The sequence below is a fragment of the Desulfoluna sp. genome (assembly GCF_030145185.1).
Taxonomy (GTDB): Bacteria; Desulfobacterota; Desulfobacteria; order Desulfobacterales; family Desulfolunaceae; genus Desulfoluna.
Genome location: NZ_JAQYWB010000035.1, coordinates 1 through 13,102 on the forward strand (window position 1 = coordinate 1; position 13,102 = coordinate 13,102).

At 53.7% G+C, this 13,102-nt stretch carries 12 protein-coding genes; 5 read left to right on the forward strand and 7 right to left on the reverse strand.

From position 1 onward, the window contains the following. Positions 1–221 precede the first annotated feature (221 nt). The 6 genes from Q1Q75_RS12505 to Q1Q75_RS12530 form a co-directional block, all read right to left on the reverse strand. Entirely contained in the window at positions 222–416 is a 195-nt protein-coding gene (locus tag Q1Q75_RS12505) for a type II toxin-antitoxin system RelE/ParE family toxin (RefSeq protein ID WP_300671015.1), read from the reverse strand. Next, on the reverse strand, positions 413–694 hold the full coding sequence (locus tag Q1Q75_RS12510) for a type II toxin-antitoxin system Phd/YefM family antitoxin (protein WP_300671018.1): 282 nt from the start codon (positions 692–694) through the stop codon (positions 413–415). Before Q1Q75_RS12510 ends, Q1Q75_RS12505 begins: the two co-directional genes overlap by 4 nt. A 391-nt stretch (positions 695–1,085) precedes the next feature. Further along, entirely contained in the window at positions 1,086–2,102 is a 1,017-nt protein-coding gene (gene ansA / locus Q1Q75_RS12515; RefSeq protein WP_300671021.1) for an asparaginase, read from the reverse strand. A gap of 357 nt (positions 2,103–2,459) precedes the next feature. After that, positions 2,460–3,668: an L-serine ammonia-lyase, iron-sulfur-dependent, subunit alpha gene (locus Q1Q75_RS12520; RefSeq protein ID WP_300671024.1), complete on the reverse strand. Its 1,209-nt coding sequence runs from the start codon at positions 3,666–3,668 to the stop codon at positions 2,460–2,462. Positions 3,669–3,888: 220 nt separating this feature from the next. Beyond that, complete coding sequence (locus Q1Q75_RS12525) at positions 3,889–3,987, reverse strand: MetS family NSS transporter small subunit (RefSeq protein ID WP_139163969.1); 99 nt, start codon at positions 3,985–3,987, stop codon at positions 3,889–3,891. Positions 3,988–3,992: 5 nt separating this feature from the next. Beyond that, the gene (locus tag Q1Q75_RS12530) at positions 3,993–5,468 is read right to left on the reverse strand and encodes a sodium-dependent transporter (RefSeq protein ID WP_300671037.1); all 1,476 of its coding nucleotides are present in this window, start codon (positions 5,466–5,468) and stop codon (positions 3,993–3,995) included. Positions 5,469–5,821: 353 nt separating this feature from the next. On the opposite strand from Q1Q75_RS12530, the gene Q1Q75_RS12535 reads away from it, so the two are divergent. Next, positions 5,822–7,162, forward strand: coding sequence for a Na+/H+ antiporter NhaC family protein (locus tag Q1Q75_RS12535; RefSeq protein WP_300671039.1), 1,341 nt, complete (start codon positions 5,822–5,824; stop codon positions 7,160–7,162). A 211-nt stretch (positions 7,163–7,373) separates the two neighbouring features. Here Q1Q75_RS12535 and ugpC read toward each other — a convergent pair whose 3' ends face one another. Continuing rightward, positions 7,374–8,471 carry a sn-glycerol-3-phosphate ABC transporter ATP-binding protein UgpC gene (gene ugpC, locus Q1Q75_RS12540; protein WP_300671042.1) on the reverse strand — a complete coding sequence of 366 codons (1,098 nt, stop codon included), beginning with the start codon at positions 8,469–8,471 and terminating at the stop codon, positions 7,374–7,376. A 473-nt stretch (positions 8,472–8,944) separates the two neighbouring features. Here ugpC and ugpB point away from each other — a divergent pair, with 473 nt between their 5' ends. From ugpB to Q1Q75_RS12560, 4 genes are all read left to right on the forward strand, one after another. Then, positions 8,945–10,261, forward strand: a complete 1,317-nt coding sequence (ugpB, locus tag Q1Q75_RS12545; protein WP_300671045.1) for a sn-glycerol-3-phosphate ABC transporter substrate-binding protein UgpB — start codon at positions 8,945–8,947, stop codon at positions 10,259–10,261. Positions 10,262–10,514: 253 nt separating this feature from the next. Next, positions 10,515–11,405 carry a sn-glycerol-3-phosphate ABC transporter permease UgpA gene (gene ugpA / locus Q1Q75_RS12550; protein ID WP_300671048.1) on the forward strand — a complete coding sequence of 297 codons (891 nt, stop codon included), beginning with the start codon at positions 10,515–10,517 and terminating at the stop codon, positions 11,403–11,405. 9 nt (positions 11,406–11,414) lie between these two features. Next, the gene (locus Q1Q75_RS12555; protein ID WP_300671051.1) at positions 11,415–12,335 is read left to right on the forward strand and encodes an ABC transporter permease subunit; all 921 of its coding nucleotides are present in this window, start codon (positions 11,415–11,417) and stop codon (positions 12,333–12,335) included. A gap of 121 nt (positions 12,336–12,456) precedes the next feature. Continuing rightward, positions 12,457–13,056, forward strand: a complete 600-nt coding sequence (locus tag Q1Q75_RS12560; protein WP_300671053.1) for a histidine phosphatase family protein — start codon at positions 12,457–12,459, stop codon at positions 13,054–13,056. Positions 13,057–13,102 lie beyond the last annotated feature (46 nt).

Genomic DNA, 13,102 nt, shown 5'->3' on the forward strand with positions numbered 1-13,102 from the left:
TGTACGTCAAGACCGACATACGATAAAATTGGTTCCATACCTGCCTCCATGATTTTGGCTCTGTGCGTTATTTTCTTAATATAATGCATAATCCACGCTTTTCATGGAGCGCAGGTTCTACTTGGCAATCATTATGTCTACGGGGTCCCACGGTATCCGAAGGTCAAGGCTTATGCCGCAGGATTTCACACACGAGGCAAAAAAACCGCTTTCGAGGTGGCTCACCTCGCCGCCGGAGGCACGCTTTTATTGATTTCAGGTACAATCCGACCGACTTCAGGAGACTCTTTTAAGAGATCCACTTTTGAAAAAATTGTTTCAACCCACTTTCTTGCTGCTGAATGTTTCTCTTTAGCGATATAGTTTGCAATTTTAGAAGTTTTATCAATGGCCAATGGAGACCAAATAATCTTCATTTCAGGATACGCTTTAGTATGGTTTCTTTGGCATCATCATGTTCTATCCCTGTACAATTTTCCAGTTGCCCTATAGCTGTTTGAACCTCTGTTAAGAGCTCAATTTTTTCTTGCATCGCTTCATATTCAAGAGCACCTAATAGAACTGCAACACTCTTCCCATGCTGAGTAATTATAACTGGCCTTTTAGTATTGTGTATTTGTTTTATAAACGTTGCGATGCCAGTCCTTACTTCTGACAGGGGTTTTATATCCTGGTCAATTTTTAATCGTTGCATATTTACACCTCACATAAGTTTTTGTACATTATAACGTACAATATATGGAGCGCGCAAGCTTTTCCCTTGGCATAACAAATAGTAACGAATAGTTAAGGGACAGTGCATGAAGCCCCCCCCCGTAGCGGTGCGAAGCTGATCCCTTCAACCGGATGGAGCACGACGCGCCCAGCGTGGTGCATCAAGACGTTGTCAAAGTCCCAGCCGTGTTTTCATTCGGTAGCCCCATCACTCTTCAACAGCTCATGCACGTGCGACGCATTGCTCGCCCCCTTGCACTCGGCTCGTGAAATATCCGGGTCAGGACACTTTTTATCCTGTAATTATGACGTCCAAAGCGCATTCGCAAACCCGCTTTCAAGGTGGTTCACCTTGCCGCCGGAGGCAGCTTTTACTCCGTCAGTTCGCCCTTGAGGCTGGTCTGCATGAGGGTGCGAATTTCATCAACGTCGTGGCGGGTACTGAAGAGAAAAAACATTTTCGCCAGGGCGGCCTCAGGCGTCATGTCAAAACCGCTGATGACACCCGCTTCAAGAAGACCGGTGCCGGTGGCGTAGGCGCCCATCATGACGCGCCCTTTGAGGCATTGGGTGCAGTTGACGACGACCACGCCACGATCCGTGGCCTCTTTTAAAACCGCCATGAGCGAGGGGTCGTTGTCCGGGGCGTTGCCCACCCCGTAGGTTTCGAGAACCAGCCCCTTGATGGGCGGGGCCAAAAGGTTTTTCACCACGGCGGCGTTGATGCCTGGAAAGAGGCGCAGCACGGCCACCGGGGAGTCGTGAAGCCGCTGCACCTGAAGGGGGGCATGGCCTTCCGGCCTCGGCAGGAGCAGGGACCGGTTGATCTCGATATCGATGCCTGTGGTGCCCAGGGGAGGAAAGTTGGGCGAATCAAAGGCGTCAAACCCGCCTGCGTTCCACTTGGTGGTGCGGCTTCCCCGAAAGAGACGGTTGTCGAAGAAGAGGCACACCTCGTGGATATCGTCCCGGGCGGCCAGCAGCAGAGCGGTGATGAGGTTCTCCCGGGAATCGTTCCTCACCTCACACATGGGAATCTGCCCACCGGTGAGAATCACCGGTTTTTGAAGGCCCTCCAGCATGAACGGCAAAGCCGAGGCCGTGTAGGCCATGGTATCGGTGCCATGGATCACCAGAAACCCGTCATACTCATCATGATGGGCCGCAATGTCCTCGGCGATATCAAACCAGGCCGACGGGCTCATGCTTGAGGAGTCCATGGAAGGGTCGTACTCGTGGATATGATACTCCGGCATCAGCGGATTCTTAAGGATCTCCATCTTGGCCATCTGCTCCCCGAGAAACCCCGGGGCGGGCTCGTATCCCCTGGCCCCCGGCCTCATCCCAATGGTGCCGCCGGTATCCGCGATATAAATCTTTTTTTTCAATTTTTTCCTCTTGAATGGGATCAAAAAAAAGCCTCCGGCGGCAAGGTGTGCCACCTTGAAAGCGGGTTTACGAATGCGCTACGGCTGTTGGGTCTCTCAGCACCTCGCGTCCGCATTCGCGCGAAGGGTGGAGGCCAGCATCATACGTCGCAAGCGCGTGGGCTGTTGGTACTACTTTGTCAATTCACTTATTGACATAAACCGGAACAACCCTCAGGACCCGTTTGTCAAACCCATCTCATAAAAATTGGCAAAAGGTTGACCTCCGGCAGGGCCGCCGGAGGCTCTTTTCCTCTAACATGAACTCAACCTTCCGGCCCACAGCCACCACTCACCCGCACATGTGATCAGGCCGGCTCACCTTGGCACGCGATTGGTGTAGGCTCGTGCCAGCCCACCGGCGGAGGTCTCGCGATAGGGGCTGGGCAGATCGTGACCGGTTTCCCGCATGACGCGCACCACCTCGTCAAAGGAGATAAAGTGGGTGCCATCGGAGAAGAGGGCATAATCCGAGCAGTTCATCGCCCGTGTGGCGGCAAAGGCGTTTCTCTCAATACAAGGAATCTGAACGAGCCCGGCCACGGGGTCGCAGGTGAGGCCCAGGTGATGTTCCAGGCCCATCTCGGCGGCATACTCCACCTGGCGAACCGTTCCCCCCAGCACCTGGGTAGCGGCACCGGCGGCCATGGCACAGGCGGTGCCGATCTCCCCCTGGCATCCCACCTCGGCCCCTGAGATGGACGCATTGTGCTTGATCAGGTTCCCGATGAGTCCGGCGGTGGCCAGCGCCCTTAAAAAAATAACCTCATCCACCTGCACCACCTCCTTGAGATACCGAATGACCGCGGGAAGCACGCCGCAGGAACCACAAGTGGGAGCGGTAACGATCACGCCCCCGGCGGCGTTCTCTTCGGAGACAGCCAGGGCGTAAGCGCTGATTTTCCCGGTGCGGCGAAAATGGGGACTGCTCATCACGGCCTTCTGATGAAAGGTCCATGCCTTTCGGGTAAGCCCCAAGACACCGGGTAGTACGCCTTCGGTTTCCAACCCCCGCTCCAAAGAGGCCATCATCGCCTGATATTTTTCCCGTAAAAAATCCCAGATGCCCTCCCCTTCGCATTGTTCGACATATTGCCAGAAGGGAATCCCCTTCTTCACGCAATGGGCCAGAATCGCCTCCATGGTGGTGAGCTCATACGTCGATGTACCGGCGGACGCCAATCCGGTTTCGCTGATGGTCCCGCCACCGGTGCTGTAGACAATCCACGCATTCCCCTTGGCCCCCATGTCATCCAGGGTTTCAAAAAGCATGCCGTTGGGGTGCCCGGGAAGAAGCTCTTCGGGCCGCCAGACGAGGGTCACCGGGGTCGGCGCGAGCGCCTCGTTAACCGCCAGATCGGTTAAATGGCCCTTGCCTGTGGCGGCAAGGCTGCCAAACAGTGTCACCTGAAACCCGTGGGCATCCGGGTGCTTGCCGGCAAAGAGTTCTGCTGCTCGACGTGGCCCCATGGTATGGCTGCTGGAGGGCCCCACCCCTGTTCTGTAAAGTTCACGAAGTGACTCCATCCTTATCTCTCCTTCTCACCCAATCATCATAAAACACGGCTGAAGAGGACCCGAGGGACGCGCACAAAAAGCGGGGCCCACCGTCCAGATCAAACAAACAATGCCGCCGGAAAAAGCCACGGCGGCATTGATGATCTTACACTGCAAATCGATCTCCGGACAAGGCCGGGGTGAGATGCACCCACTTTTTTTTAAAGGAGCTCCCTTCAGGAGCCCCAGGCTATTTCAGGTTGCGCAGGGCAATGCCAATGCAAAAGCAGGCACCACCCCAGGTAACTCCCAGCCCGAAAACCATCATCAAAACGGCGGAGGTTTCCATACCGGCTACTCCTTTCGACCCAGAGAGTCGCATTTGGTAAACAGAAAGGCGATCACCGGCAGAGCCGCGACCACGGCCCAGCCATAAACACCCAAGGCCGAAGAAGGGTATCCTTCATAGGGAACTGTTATATCGCCCACACATTTCATCACCAGCATATAGCCCACCACAAAGGTGGTGAAAAACTTAAGGCAAAAGTTCCACCAGTTCCCCACCAGAAAATCGGAGGTGCGGTTGACGTGCTCACGAATCGACTCCAGGTTAAAAAACCAGGAGAGAAGCGCCACTTCAATGAAACCGCCAAGCAAGACAGCATAAGTATTGATATAGTGGTCGACGATATCAAGGACATACAGCCCGCTTCCGGTGGTGAAAATCACACTCGCCAGAAAACCCACCAGACAAAAAATGGTCGTGGCCGCCTTTCGGCTCAAACTGAAACCTTCCAGGATCCCTGCGATACAGGCTTCACAGATGGAGATCATGGAGCTGACCCCGGCAAAGAGCAGAGACAAAAAGAAGAGCACGCCTATAAATGTGGCCCCGGGCATGAAGTTAATGGCCTGGGGAATGGTGACAAAGGCAAGCCCTACGCCGGAGGAGACCACATCCTGGATGGGAACCCCCTTCTGAGCGGCCATGTAGCCCAGGACGGAAAAAATCATGATCCCTGCCAGCATGGAAAAGCCGCAGTTAATGAAAGCCGTCATAAAGGCGTTGTTGTTAATATCCGAATCATCGGAAAGATAGCTGGAGTAGGTCAGCATAATGGCGAAACCGATACTCAAGGAGAAAAAGACCTGCCCAAAGGCAGCCGCCCAGACCTTGATATCACCGAGTTTGGAAAAATCCGGCTTAAAAAGCCAGTTAAGGCCATCCACGGCGCCCGGCATAGTGACGGCACGGGCCATGATAAGAATCACCATGAAAAAGAGAGCCGGCATGAAGACCTTGTTGGCTGCTTCAATGCCCTTCTTGACACCGCAGATCAACACCCCCCAGCACGTCAGCCACACCAGGGCCACGGGCCCCAGGATGTGCCACTGGATGCCACCTACATCAAAAGCGCCGCTGGAAAGATGCAGATACTCTTTAAAGAAAAAGGCGCTGGTGTCACTGCCCCAACCCAGGTTGAAGGAGAACTTCAAGTATGAAAAGGACCAACCGATAATGACCACATAATAACAGGCGATGACAAAAGCCACGAGTACCTGCCACCAACCGATCCATGCCCATTTTTCTTTAAGAAGCCGAAAGGTGGCGGGGGCGGAGCCGGCATGCTTCTGTCCCACACCGAATTCCAAAATCAACAGGGGGATACCAGCCGTGAAGACCGCCACAAAATAAGGGATCAGAAAAGCCCCCCCCCCGTTTTCATAAACCATGTAAGGAAAACGCCAGATGTTTCCCATGCCGATGGCGGATCCCACCGCCGCCAGAATAAACCCGAGACGGGTTCCCCATTGATCTCGCTGTTTCATACTACCTCTTTTCCGTCGTGGATTTCGGTTCATATCATTATACCAGAAGCCGGTCCCTGTGAATCCACGATACATCACCCAGAGCCCAACTTTCAATTCCAATCCCTTTAAACTTTAAAAATGTAAAAAAGGATGCACTAAAATTTAACGATATACTCAATAGAGGCCTGCCTGTCAATCACCAACAGAATAACAAAACAGCCTGTTCCGTGTGACGGAAAACCTGTCAACAACGCCTTGAAACATAGGCATCCACGCGCCTTGACTGTCCTTGCTGATACTGATAAAGTAGCTGCTCCAAAAAAAATTAAATAATCCACCAAAATATAAAGCAGTTATCGAGGTAATCAGCAGTGAACAAAAACTTTTCAGCGCAACCCCATTTGTCGGCACTCCTCCCCCTGGGGCTTTTTCTTGCCATTTTTGTAGGAAGCGGGCTCTATTTTCAAAGCGTGGGCACCAGCTTTGCTTTTTATCAGGTAGCGGCCCCTGTGGCAGCGCTCCCAGCCATCATCCTCTCGGTCCTGCTCTCCAGGCAGAAACTGACGGAAACCGTCGAACGCTTCTTAACCGGCGCCGGTCACAGCAATATCATGGCCATGTGCATGATCTATCTCCTGGCTGGCGGCTTCAGCGCCGTGGCCAAAGCCACCGGCGGTGTCGATGCCGTCGTCGCTGTGGCCATCTCGGTCATCCCCGCCTCCTTTCTTCTTCCCGGCCTCTTTGTGGTGGGCGCCCTGATCTCCACGGCCATGGGAACCTCCATGGGGACCATTGCCGCTCTGGCACCCATTGCCGCAGGGGTTGCTGGTGAAGCGGGTCTTTCCATTGCCCTGACCGCCGGAGCCGTCACCGGCGGGGCCATGTTTGGTGACAACCTCTCCATCATCTCCGACACCACCATCGCGGCCACCCGGACCCAGGGGTGTGAGATGAAGGATAAGTTCCGCGTAAACATCGCTGTGGCCGTTCCTGCGGCCATCCTGACCATCGTGCTGCTCCTTTTCCAGGCCCAGGGCACGACCATTGCGGAAGCCAAGGATGCCTCCATGCTCCTGGCCCTACCCTATGCCGCCATCCTCGTCATGGCCGTTTCAGGAGTCAATGTGTTCGCCGTCCTTCTTTCAGGCATCATCCTGGCCGGACTCGCCGGCTTCATCACCACGCCAGACTTTACCCTCCTCCTCTTCGCCAAAGAGATCTACAACGGCTTTACAGGGATGCAGGAGATCTTTATTCTTTCCATTTTTATTGGAGGACTGGGAGAGCTCATGAAAGCCCAGGGAGGCCTCCTGGCTCTGGAACGGATGGTCTCAAGCGGCATCCGCCGTGTGGCCGCCGGCAAAGGCAGCACCGCCATTGCGGAGATGGGCATCGGGATCCTCGTCTTCCTGACCAACCTCTGCACCGCCAACAACACCGTGGCCATTCTCGTCACAGGGAGCGTGGCAAAAAACATTGCCGAAGCCAATGGCGTCGAGCCCAGACGCGCCGCCGGTACGATGGACATCTTCGCCTGCATCTGCCAGGGCCTCATCCCCTGGGGTGCCCAGGTTCTCCTGGCTGCGTCCATTTTCAAAATTTCGCCCCTGGACGTGGTGGGCAACGTCCACTACTGCATGATCCTCTTTCTTTGTACCATGGTGTCGTTTTTCATCCCCTGGGGGAAAAGAAAACAGGAACAGACCGTTTAAGAAGGTCGCCTTAATCGGCTCGTCCCGGTCATTTTAACGTAACCGGGACGAATCGGTAAAACGGGACCCGCAACACCAAAATAAAAAAAGCCCCGCACACCATGAGTGGTATGCGGGGCTTTCTTTGTTTCGATGACAACCTCACCCTGGAGGCAATAGATTAGCCCCCGACAGGGCCGCCGGAGGCATAAGCTGAACAGTTACAAACTTTTTAATAAACCGCCTGGGTCGTTTCGGCATCAAAAATATGGAGCTGATTAAGGTTGGCCTCCACCTGAACGAGATCGCCCGGCGCCACCACCCTTCGACCATCACACTTGGCGAGCATACGGGCTCCGCCCAGTTCCATGTGGACATGGGTTTCGTTGCCCAGGGGTTCCACCACATCCACCACACCGGAAATTTTCCAGTCCTCCGGAAAACTGGGCTCATCCCCTTCAAGGGTCAGGTCTTCCGCACGGATTCCGACAATCACGCTCTGGCCTGGAGAGAGTGCGCAGCCCTCTTTTTCAGGAATCGGGAGCCTCAGGTCGCCCTCAAATTGCAATGCCAGTCCCCCTTCGACGCCTTCAACCATAGCGGGCATCAGATTCATGGGGGGACTCCCGATAAATCCGGCCACAAAGGTGTTTACCGGCTTTTCGAAGAGCTCCAGAGGCTTGCCCTGCTGCACGATATGCCCGTCTTTCATGACCACGATGCGATCCCCCAGGGTCATGGCTTCCACCTGGTCATGGGTTACGTAGATAATGGTGGAGTTCACCCGGCGATGCAGTTTCTTCATCTCGATTCGCATCTGCGTTCTCAACTTGGCATCCAGGTTGGAGAGGGGCTCGTCAAAGAGAAAAATCTCCGGACGACGCACAATGGCCCGTCCCATGGCCACCCTCTGCCGCTGGCCGCCGGAGAGCTGCGAGGGTTTTCGATAAAGGAAGTCTTCAAGCCCCAAAATGGCCGCAGCTTCTTCCACACGACGCTTAATTTCCTCTTTGGGCCGTTTTTTTATTTTCAGACCAAAGGACATGTTGTCAAAGACATTCATATGCGGATAGAGGGCGTAGTTCTGGAAAACCATCGCCACCCCCCTGTCTTTGGGGGCAAGGTCGTTGATGACCTGGTCTCCGATGGACATGGTTCCGTCCGAAATTTCCTCAAGGCCGGCGATCATCCGAAGTGTCGTGGATTTACCGCATCCCGAAGGTCCTACGAAGACGACAAACTCTTTGTCCTCGATATCAAGGTTGATGCCGTGCACCACCTCTGTTTTGCCATACCTCTTCACCACATCTTTAATTCGAAGCCGAGCCATATCCTGTCCTGTTTTGTCAGCACCCCGTACGGGACGGAGCTTCTTATCACCGGCATCACGCCGGCCCCACCATATATTAAACAGCCGTCCGAAACCATCATGCTGCAGGGGGGAGGAGATCCCGCATCTCTGTCAGGGGTCTTAGCAGGAAAGTCTTTCATGAAACAATAAAAAAATAACTCTCCCAACCGGCTGGCCGATGATTTCTTGAGCTCTCCAGTCCCCTCCTTCCGTTGTCAAAGATATCCCCTGCAAAGAGGATGAAAATAATTAAATCAAAAAACAACGGTTCGGATTTAAAATCAATATTTCCTTTCGTATCCACACAACAGAGGGTGCAAAGCCGAATCGAGCTGATTATGCCTTGACGCTCCATAGAATACGACCTAACGTATCAATGTTATCGAAATATCTATGTCGTTATAATCAAACAGGTTTAATTACAATATTTCAGGATTGAAGAGGAGATAGAGATGGTTCTTCGAAAATGGGTCGCATCCATCACCGCGGCGCTGATTCTTGCACCGGCAGCAGCCATGGCCAAACCCGTCACCATCCAATGGTGGCACGCTATGAGATCCGCACGCGGCGAGGTGGCCAACGAAATCATCAAACGTTTCAACGAATCCCAGGATCAATACAAGGTCGAGGGCTCGTTCAAAGGCAACTATGATGAAACCCTGAACGCGGGCATTGCTGCCTTCCGAGCAAAAAAACAGCCCCACCTCATGCAGGTCTTTGAGGTCGGCACCCAGACCATGATGCTCTCCGGAGCGATCTACCCTGTATTCCAGCTGATGAAGGATACAGGCAACGACATCGACTGGTCCCGTTATCTTCAGCCCATCCTCTCATATTACATGAACGCCGATGGCAACCTGGTCTCTATGCCGTTCAACTCTTCGACCCCGGTCATGTATTACAACAAGGCACTTTTTAAAAAAGCCGGCATCGACACCATCCCCGTTACCTGGGACGACATGGGCGTGGCCACAAAAAAACTGCGCGACGCAGGTGTTGGGGCCGGCATGGTCACCGCATGGCAATCCTGGGTTCAGGTAGAAAATTACAGCGCCATTCACAATATTCCCTTCGCCACCCTATCCAACGGATACGAGGGGCTCGACGTAGAACTCACCATCAACAATCCCCAGATGGTCAAGCACATCACCCGTCTCAAAGAGTGGGCCAAAGATGGTCGTTTCGTCTATTCCGGCCAAAAATACCAGGGGCCCAAAGCCGAATTTCTGGCTCAAAATGCCGGCATCTACATGGACTCCATCAGTGGCATCGCCAAGCTGAAAAAAGCAGCCCAGTTTGACTGGGGCGTGGCTCCCCTTCCCGTCGAAGCCGACATGAAAAATCCCCAGAACAGTATTATCGGCGGGGCCTCCCTCTGGGTGTTCAAAGGCAAGTCCAAAAAAGAATACAAAGCCGTGGCCGCCTTCCTGAAATTTCTCTCCACCAACGAAATCCAGGAATACTGGCACAAAGAGACCGGCTACTTCCCGACCACGATCGATGCGTATGAAAGCCTGAAAGCCAAGGGGTATTACAAAGCCGATCCCAAGCAAGAGGTAGGCATCACCCAGCTTAAACGCCGCGATCCCACCAAAATCTCCAGGGGCCTGCGTCTCGGCAGCTTCACTCAGATCCGTAACATCATCAATGAGGAGCTTGAGCTGGTCTGGAACGGCAATAAAACCCCCCAGGAAGCTCTGGACTCCGCAGTCAAACGCTCTAATATCAAGCTTAAATCCTTTGCCAAAACCTACAAAAAACGATCTTAATCGTTTCGATTTAAGATAACGGGCCTACCGGATCCAGCGTAATCGCTGGATCCGGTTCTTTTGTCCAGGGATTGAAAAATCCAAAATTTTCATATATCAAATGATGCGCTTGCAGGGCCTTTTGCCCTGGGCTCCATTGGCGCCTCCCATGGGGAACGCGCCGCGGCACACAGTCGTGTTCCCTTCATAAGCTCCCAGGCTTTTCATGAAAGCCACCGAGCTTTGACGTTTTATACAGGCATCCATAGGCACCATGCAAAAACGATCCGTTTTTAAATCAAAATATCTGCCCTACGTCCTGATCCTTCCACAGCTTCTTGTCACCTTGACCTTTTTTTACTGGCCGGCTGCACAAGGGTTAATTCAATCTTTTTTTCTGAGCGATCCCTTTGGCCAGTCCAACGCCTTTGTGTGGTTCGATAACTATGTGGCGATCTTCACGGATCCCCTCTACCTGAAGTCCATCGGCATCACCGTCGCGTTCAGCCTGACCACGGCCTTTGTCTCCATCTCCTTAGGGCTCACCATCGCCACGTTGGCCAACCGCGCCACACGATGCAAGGCCCTGATCCGGACCATGCTGGTCTGGCCCTACGCCGTGGCCCCCGCCATCTCCGGGATTCTCTGGCTTTTTCTCCTGCACCCCTCCTTTGGGGTGGTCGCTCTGGCGCTGAAAAAAGGGTTCGGGTTCAACTGGAACCCGGTCTTAAATGGCGGTGACGCCCTGGCCATGGTCATCGTCGCCAGTGCCTGGAAAGAGATCAGCTACAACTTTGTCTTTTTCATGGCAGGCCTTCAGGCGGTGCCCCATTCACTCATCGAAGCGGCATCCATGGATGGCGCCTCCCCGTTCCGCCGATTCCGATCCATCACACTGCCCCTGCTTTCGCCCACCCTTTTCTTTCTCACCGTGATGAATATCATCTACGCCTTCTTCGAGACCTTCGGCGTCATTCACGCCGTCACCCAGGGGGGCCCCGGTGGATCGACCAACACCCTGGTGTATAAGGTTTACCAGGACGGCTTTATCGGGTTGGACATGGGCTCATCCGCGGCGCAGTCCGTGATCCTGATGGTTCTTATTGTCGGAGTCACTGTGTTTCAGTTCAAATTCATTGAAAAAAAAGTTCAATACGCGGGGTAAAGGCTCATCATGGTAGAAAAGACACCCATCCTTGATTTTTTGACCTACCTGTTTCTGATCCTGGGTATCGTCATCGTCGGATTTCCCATCATCTATGCCGGCATTGCGGCCACCCTGCCTCTGGAAAAAGTATCGATGGTCCCCATGCCCCTCATTCCCGGAGATCAGTTTCTGGTCAACATGAAGACGGCATGGACACGGGGGGATCTCTCAACCCAGCTGATCAACTCGGTCATCATGGCCTCGGGGATCACGATAGGAAAAATATCGGTCTCCATGCTGGGGGCCTTCTCCATCGTCTATTTTGACTACCGGTTTCGCACGATCGCCTTTGTCACAGTCTTCTGCACCCTGATGCTGCCGGTGGAGGTCCGAATCCTGCCCACCTATGAGATGGCTGCCAACGTCTTCGGACCCCTGCAGCCCCTCTGGGATGCGCTCCACCTGAACAGCGTGGTCAGCTGGTTTGCCGGAAATGACATTGAGGTTGCCCTCAACTGGAGCCTTCTGGACAGCCACACGGGCCTGATTTTACCCCTCGTGGCCTCGGCGACCTGCACCTTTCTCTTCCGTCAGTTCTTTCTGACCGTGCCCGAAGAGCTTTGTGAGGCGGCCAAAATGGACGGGGCCTCGCCCATGACTTTTTTTCGAAAAATTCTCTTCCCCCTGTCCAAAACCAACATCGCCGCCCTGGTGGTCATCGAATTCGTCTACGGATGGAACCAGTACCTCTGGCCTCTTCTCATCACCACCAACCCCAAAATGCAGACAGCCGTCATCGGCCTTCAGAACCTCATCCCCCTGGCCGACGACCTTCCCGAGTGGAACATCGCCCTGTCCGGCGCCCTGATCGTGATGCTGCCGCCCATTGTGGTGGTGCTGGCCATGCAAAAATGGTTCGTGAAAGGTCTCGTCGACTCCGAAAAATAGGCGCACGTTTAAATTTACGAATGCAGAGGGCGTCGCTGGCTTCGATTGGGACGCCCTCTTCTTTGTGGCATACAGCGGACCTCCCGGTTCCGCCAAAATAAACCAGACAAGGTTAATTATCATGATCACCCTACCCTTTCACACCAACCGCTACTTTATTTTACGACACGGCCACAGCGAGGCCAACGAACAGGGCCTCATCGTCAGCAGCCCGGAAAACGGCATCGGCGCATGGGGGCTGTCGGAAAAAGGCAAAGCGGACGTCGCACAATCGATTGAAAAAGCGATCCAGAACGAATGGTTCAATCCACGGATAAAACCCGTGGTGGTGAGTTCCCCTTTTTTACGTGCCCTGGAAACGGCATCCATCGTCAAAAAGGCGCTCAAAGCAGAACAATTTTCCGATATGAATTTAAGGGAGAGATTTTTCGGGGAATTTGATCTGAAAGAAAATACAAACTACGAAAAGGGATGGGAATCCGACGAAGCCGATCCGGAGCATCCCCGATTCGGCGTAGAGAGTGTCCAATCCGTGGTCACCCGTATGGTCGAAGTGATCAAACGCACCGGACGCCGTTACAATGAAAAGGACATCATCTTAGTCACCCACGGTGATCCGGGACAGATCCTGCAATGCGCCTTTGACGGCATCGACCCGGCAAAACATCGCAGCCTGCCCCCTCTGGAGACAGCTGAAATCCGACTCGTTCCCACACGTTAGGGCTCAGGCAAAAAACAGATGCCGAAACCCAATAAGAAAGCCGCCG

Bases quoted from the DNA above. Each gene is read 5' to 3' on its own strand.
- ugpB (WP_300671045.1), top strand. From the start codon at position 8,945: ATGGTTCTTCGAAAATGGGTCGCATCCATCACCGCGGCGCTGATTCTT.
- Q1Q75_RS12525 (WP_139163969.1), bottom strand. From the start codon at position 3,987: ATGGAAACCTCCGCCGTTTTGATGATGGTTTTCGGGCTGGGAGTTACC.
- Q1Q75_RS12530 (WP_300671037.1), bottom strand. From the start codon at position 5,468: ATGAAACAGCGAGATCAATGGGGAACCCGTCTCGGGTTTATTCTGGCG.
- Q1Q75_RS12555 (WP_300671051.1), top strand. From the start codon at position 11,415: ATGGTAGAAAAGACACCCATCCTTGATTTTTTGACCTACCTGTTTCTG.
- ugpA (WP_300671048.1), top strand. From the start codon at position 10,515: ATGCAAAAACGATCCGTTTTTAAATCAAAATATCTGCCCTACGTCCTG.
- Q1Q75_RS12560 (WP_300671053.1), top strand. From the start codon at position 12,457: ATGATCACCCTACCCTTTCACACCAACCGCTACTTTATTTTACGACAC.
- Q1Q75_RS12520 (WP_300671024.1), bottom strand. From the start codon at position 3,668: ATGGAGTCACTTCGTGAACTTTACAGAACAGGGGTGGGGCCCTCCAGC.
- Q1Q75_RS12510 (WP_300671018.1), bottom strand. From the start codon at position 694: ATGCAACGATTAAAAATTGACCAGGATATAAAACCCCTGTCAGAAGTA.
- Q1Q75_RS12505 (WP_300671015.1), bottom strand. From the start codon at position 416: ATGAAGATTATTTGGTCTCCATTGGCCATTGATAAAACTTCTAAAATT.
- ugpC (WP_300671042.1), bottom strand. From the start codon at position 8,471: ATGGCTCGGCTTCGAATTAAAGATGTGGTGAAGAGGTATGGCAAAACA.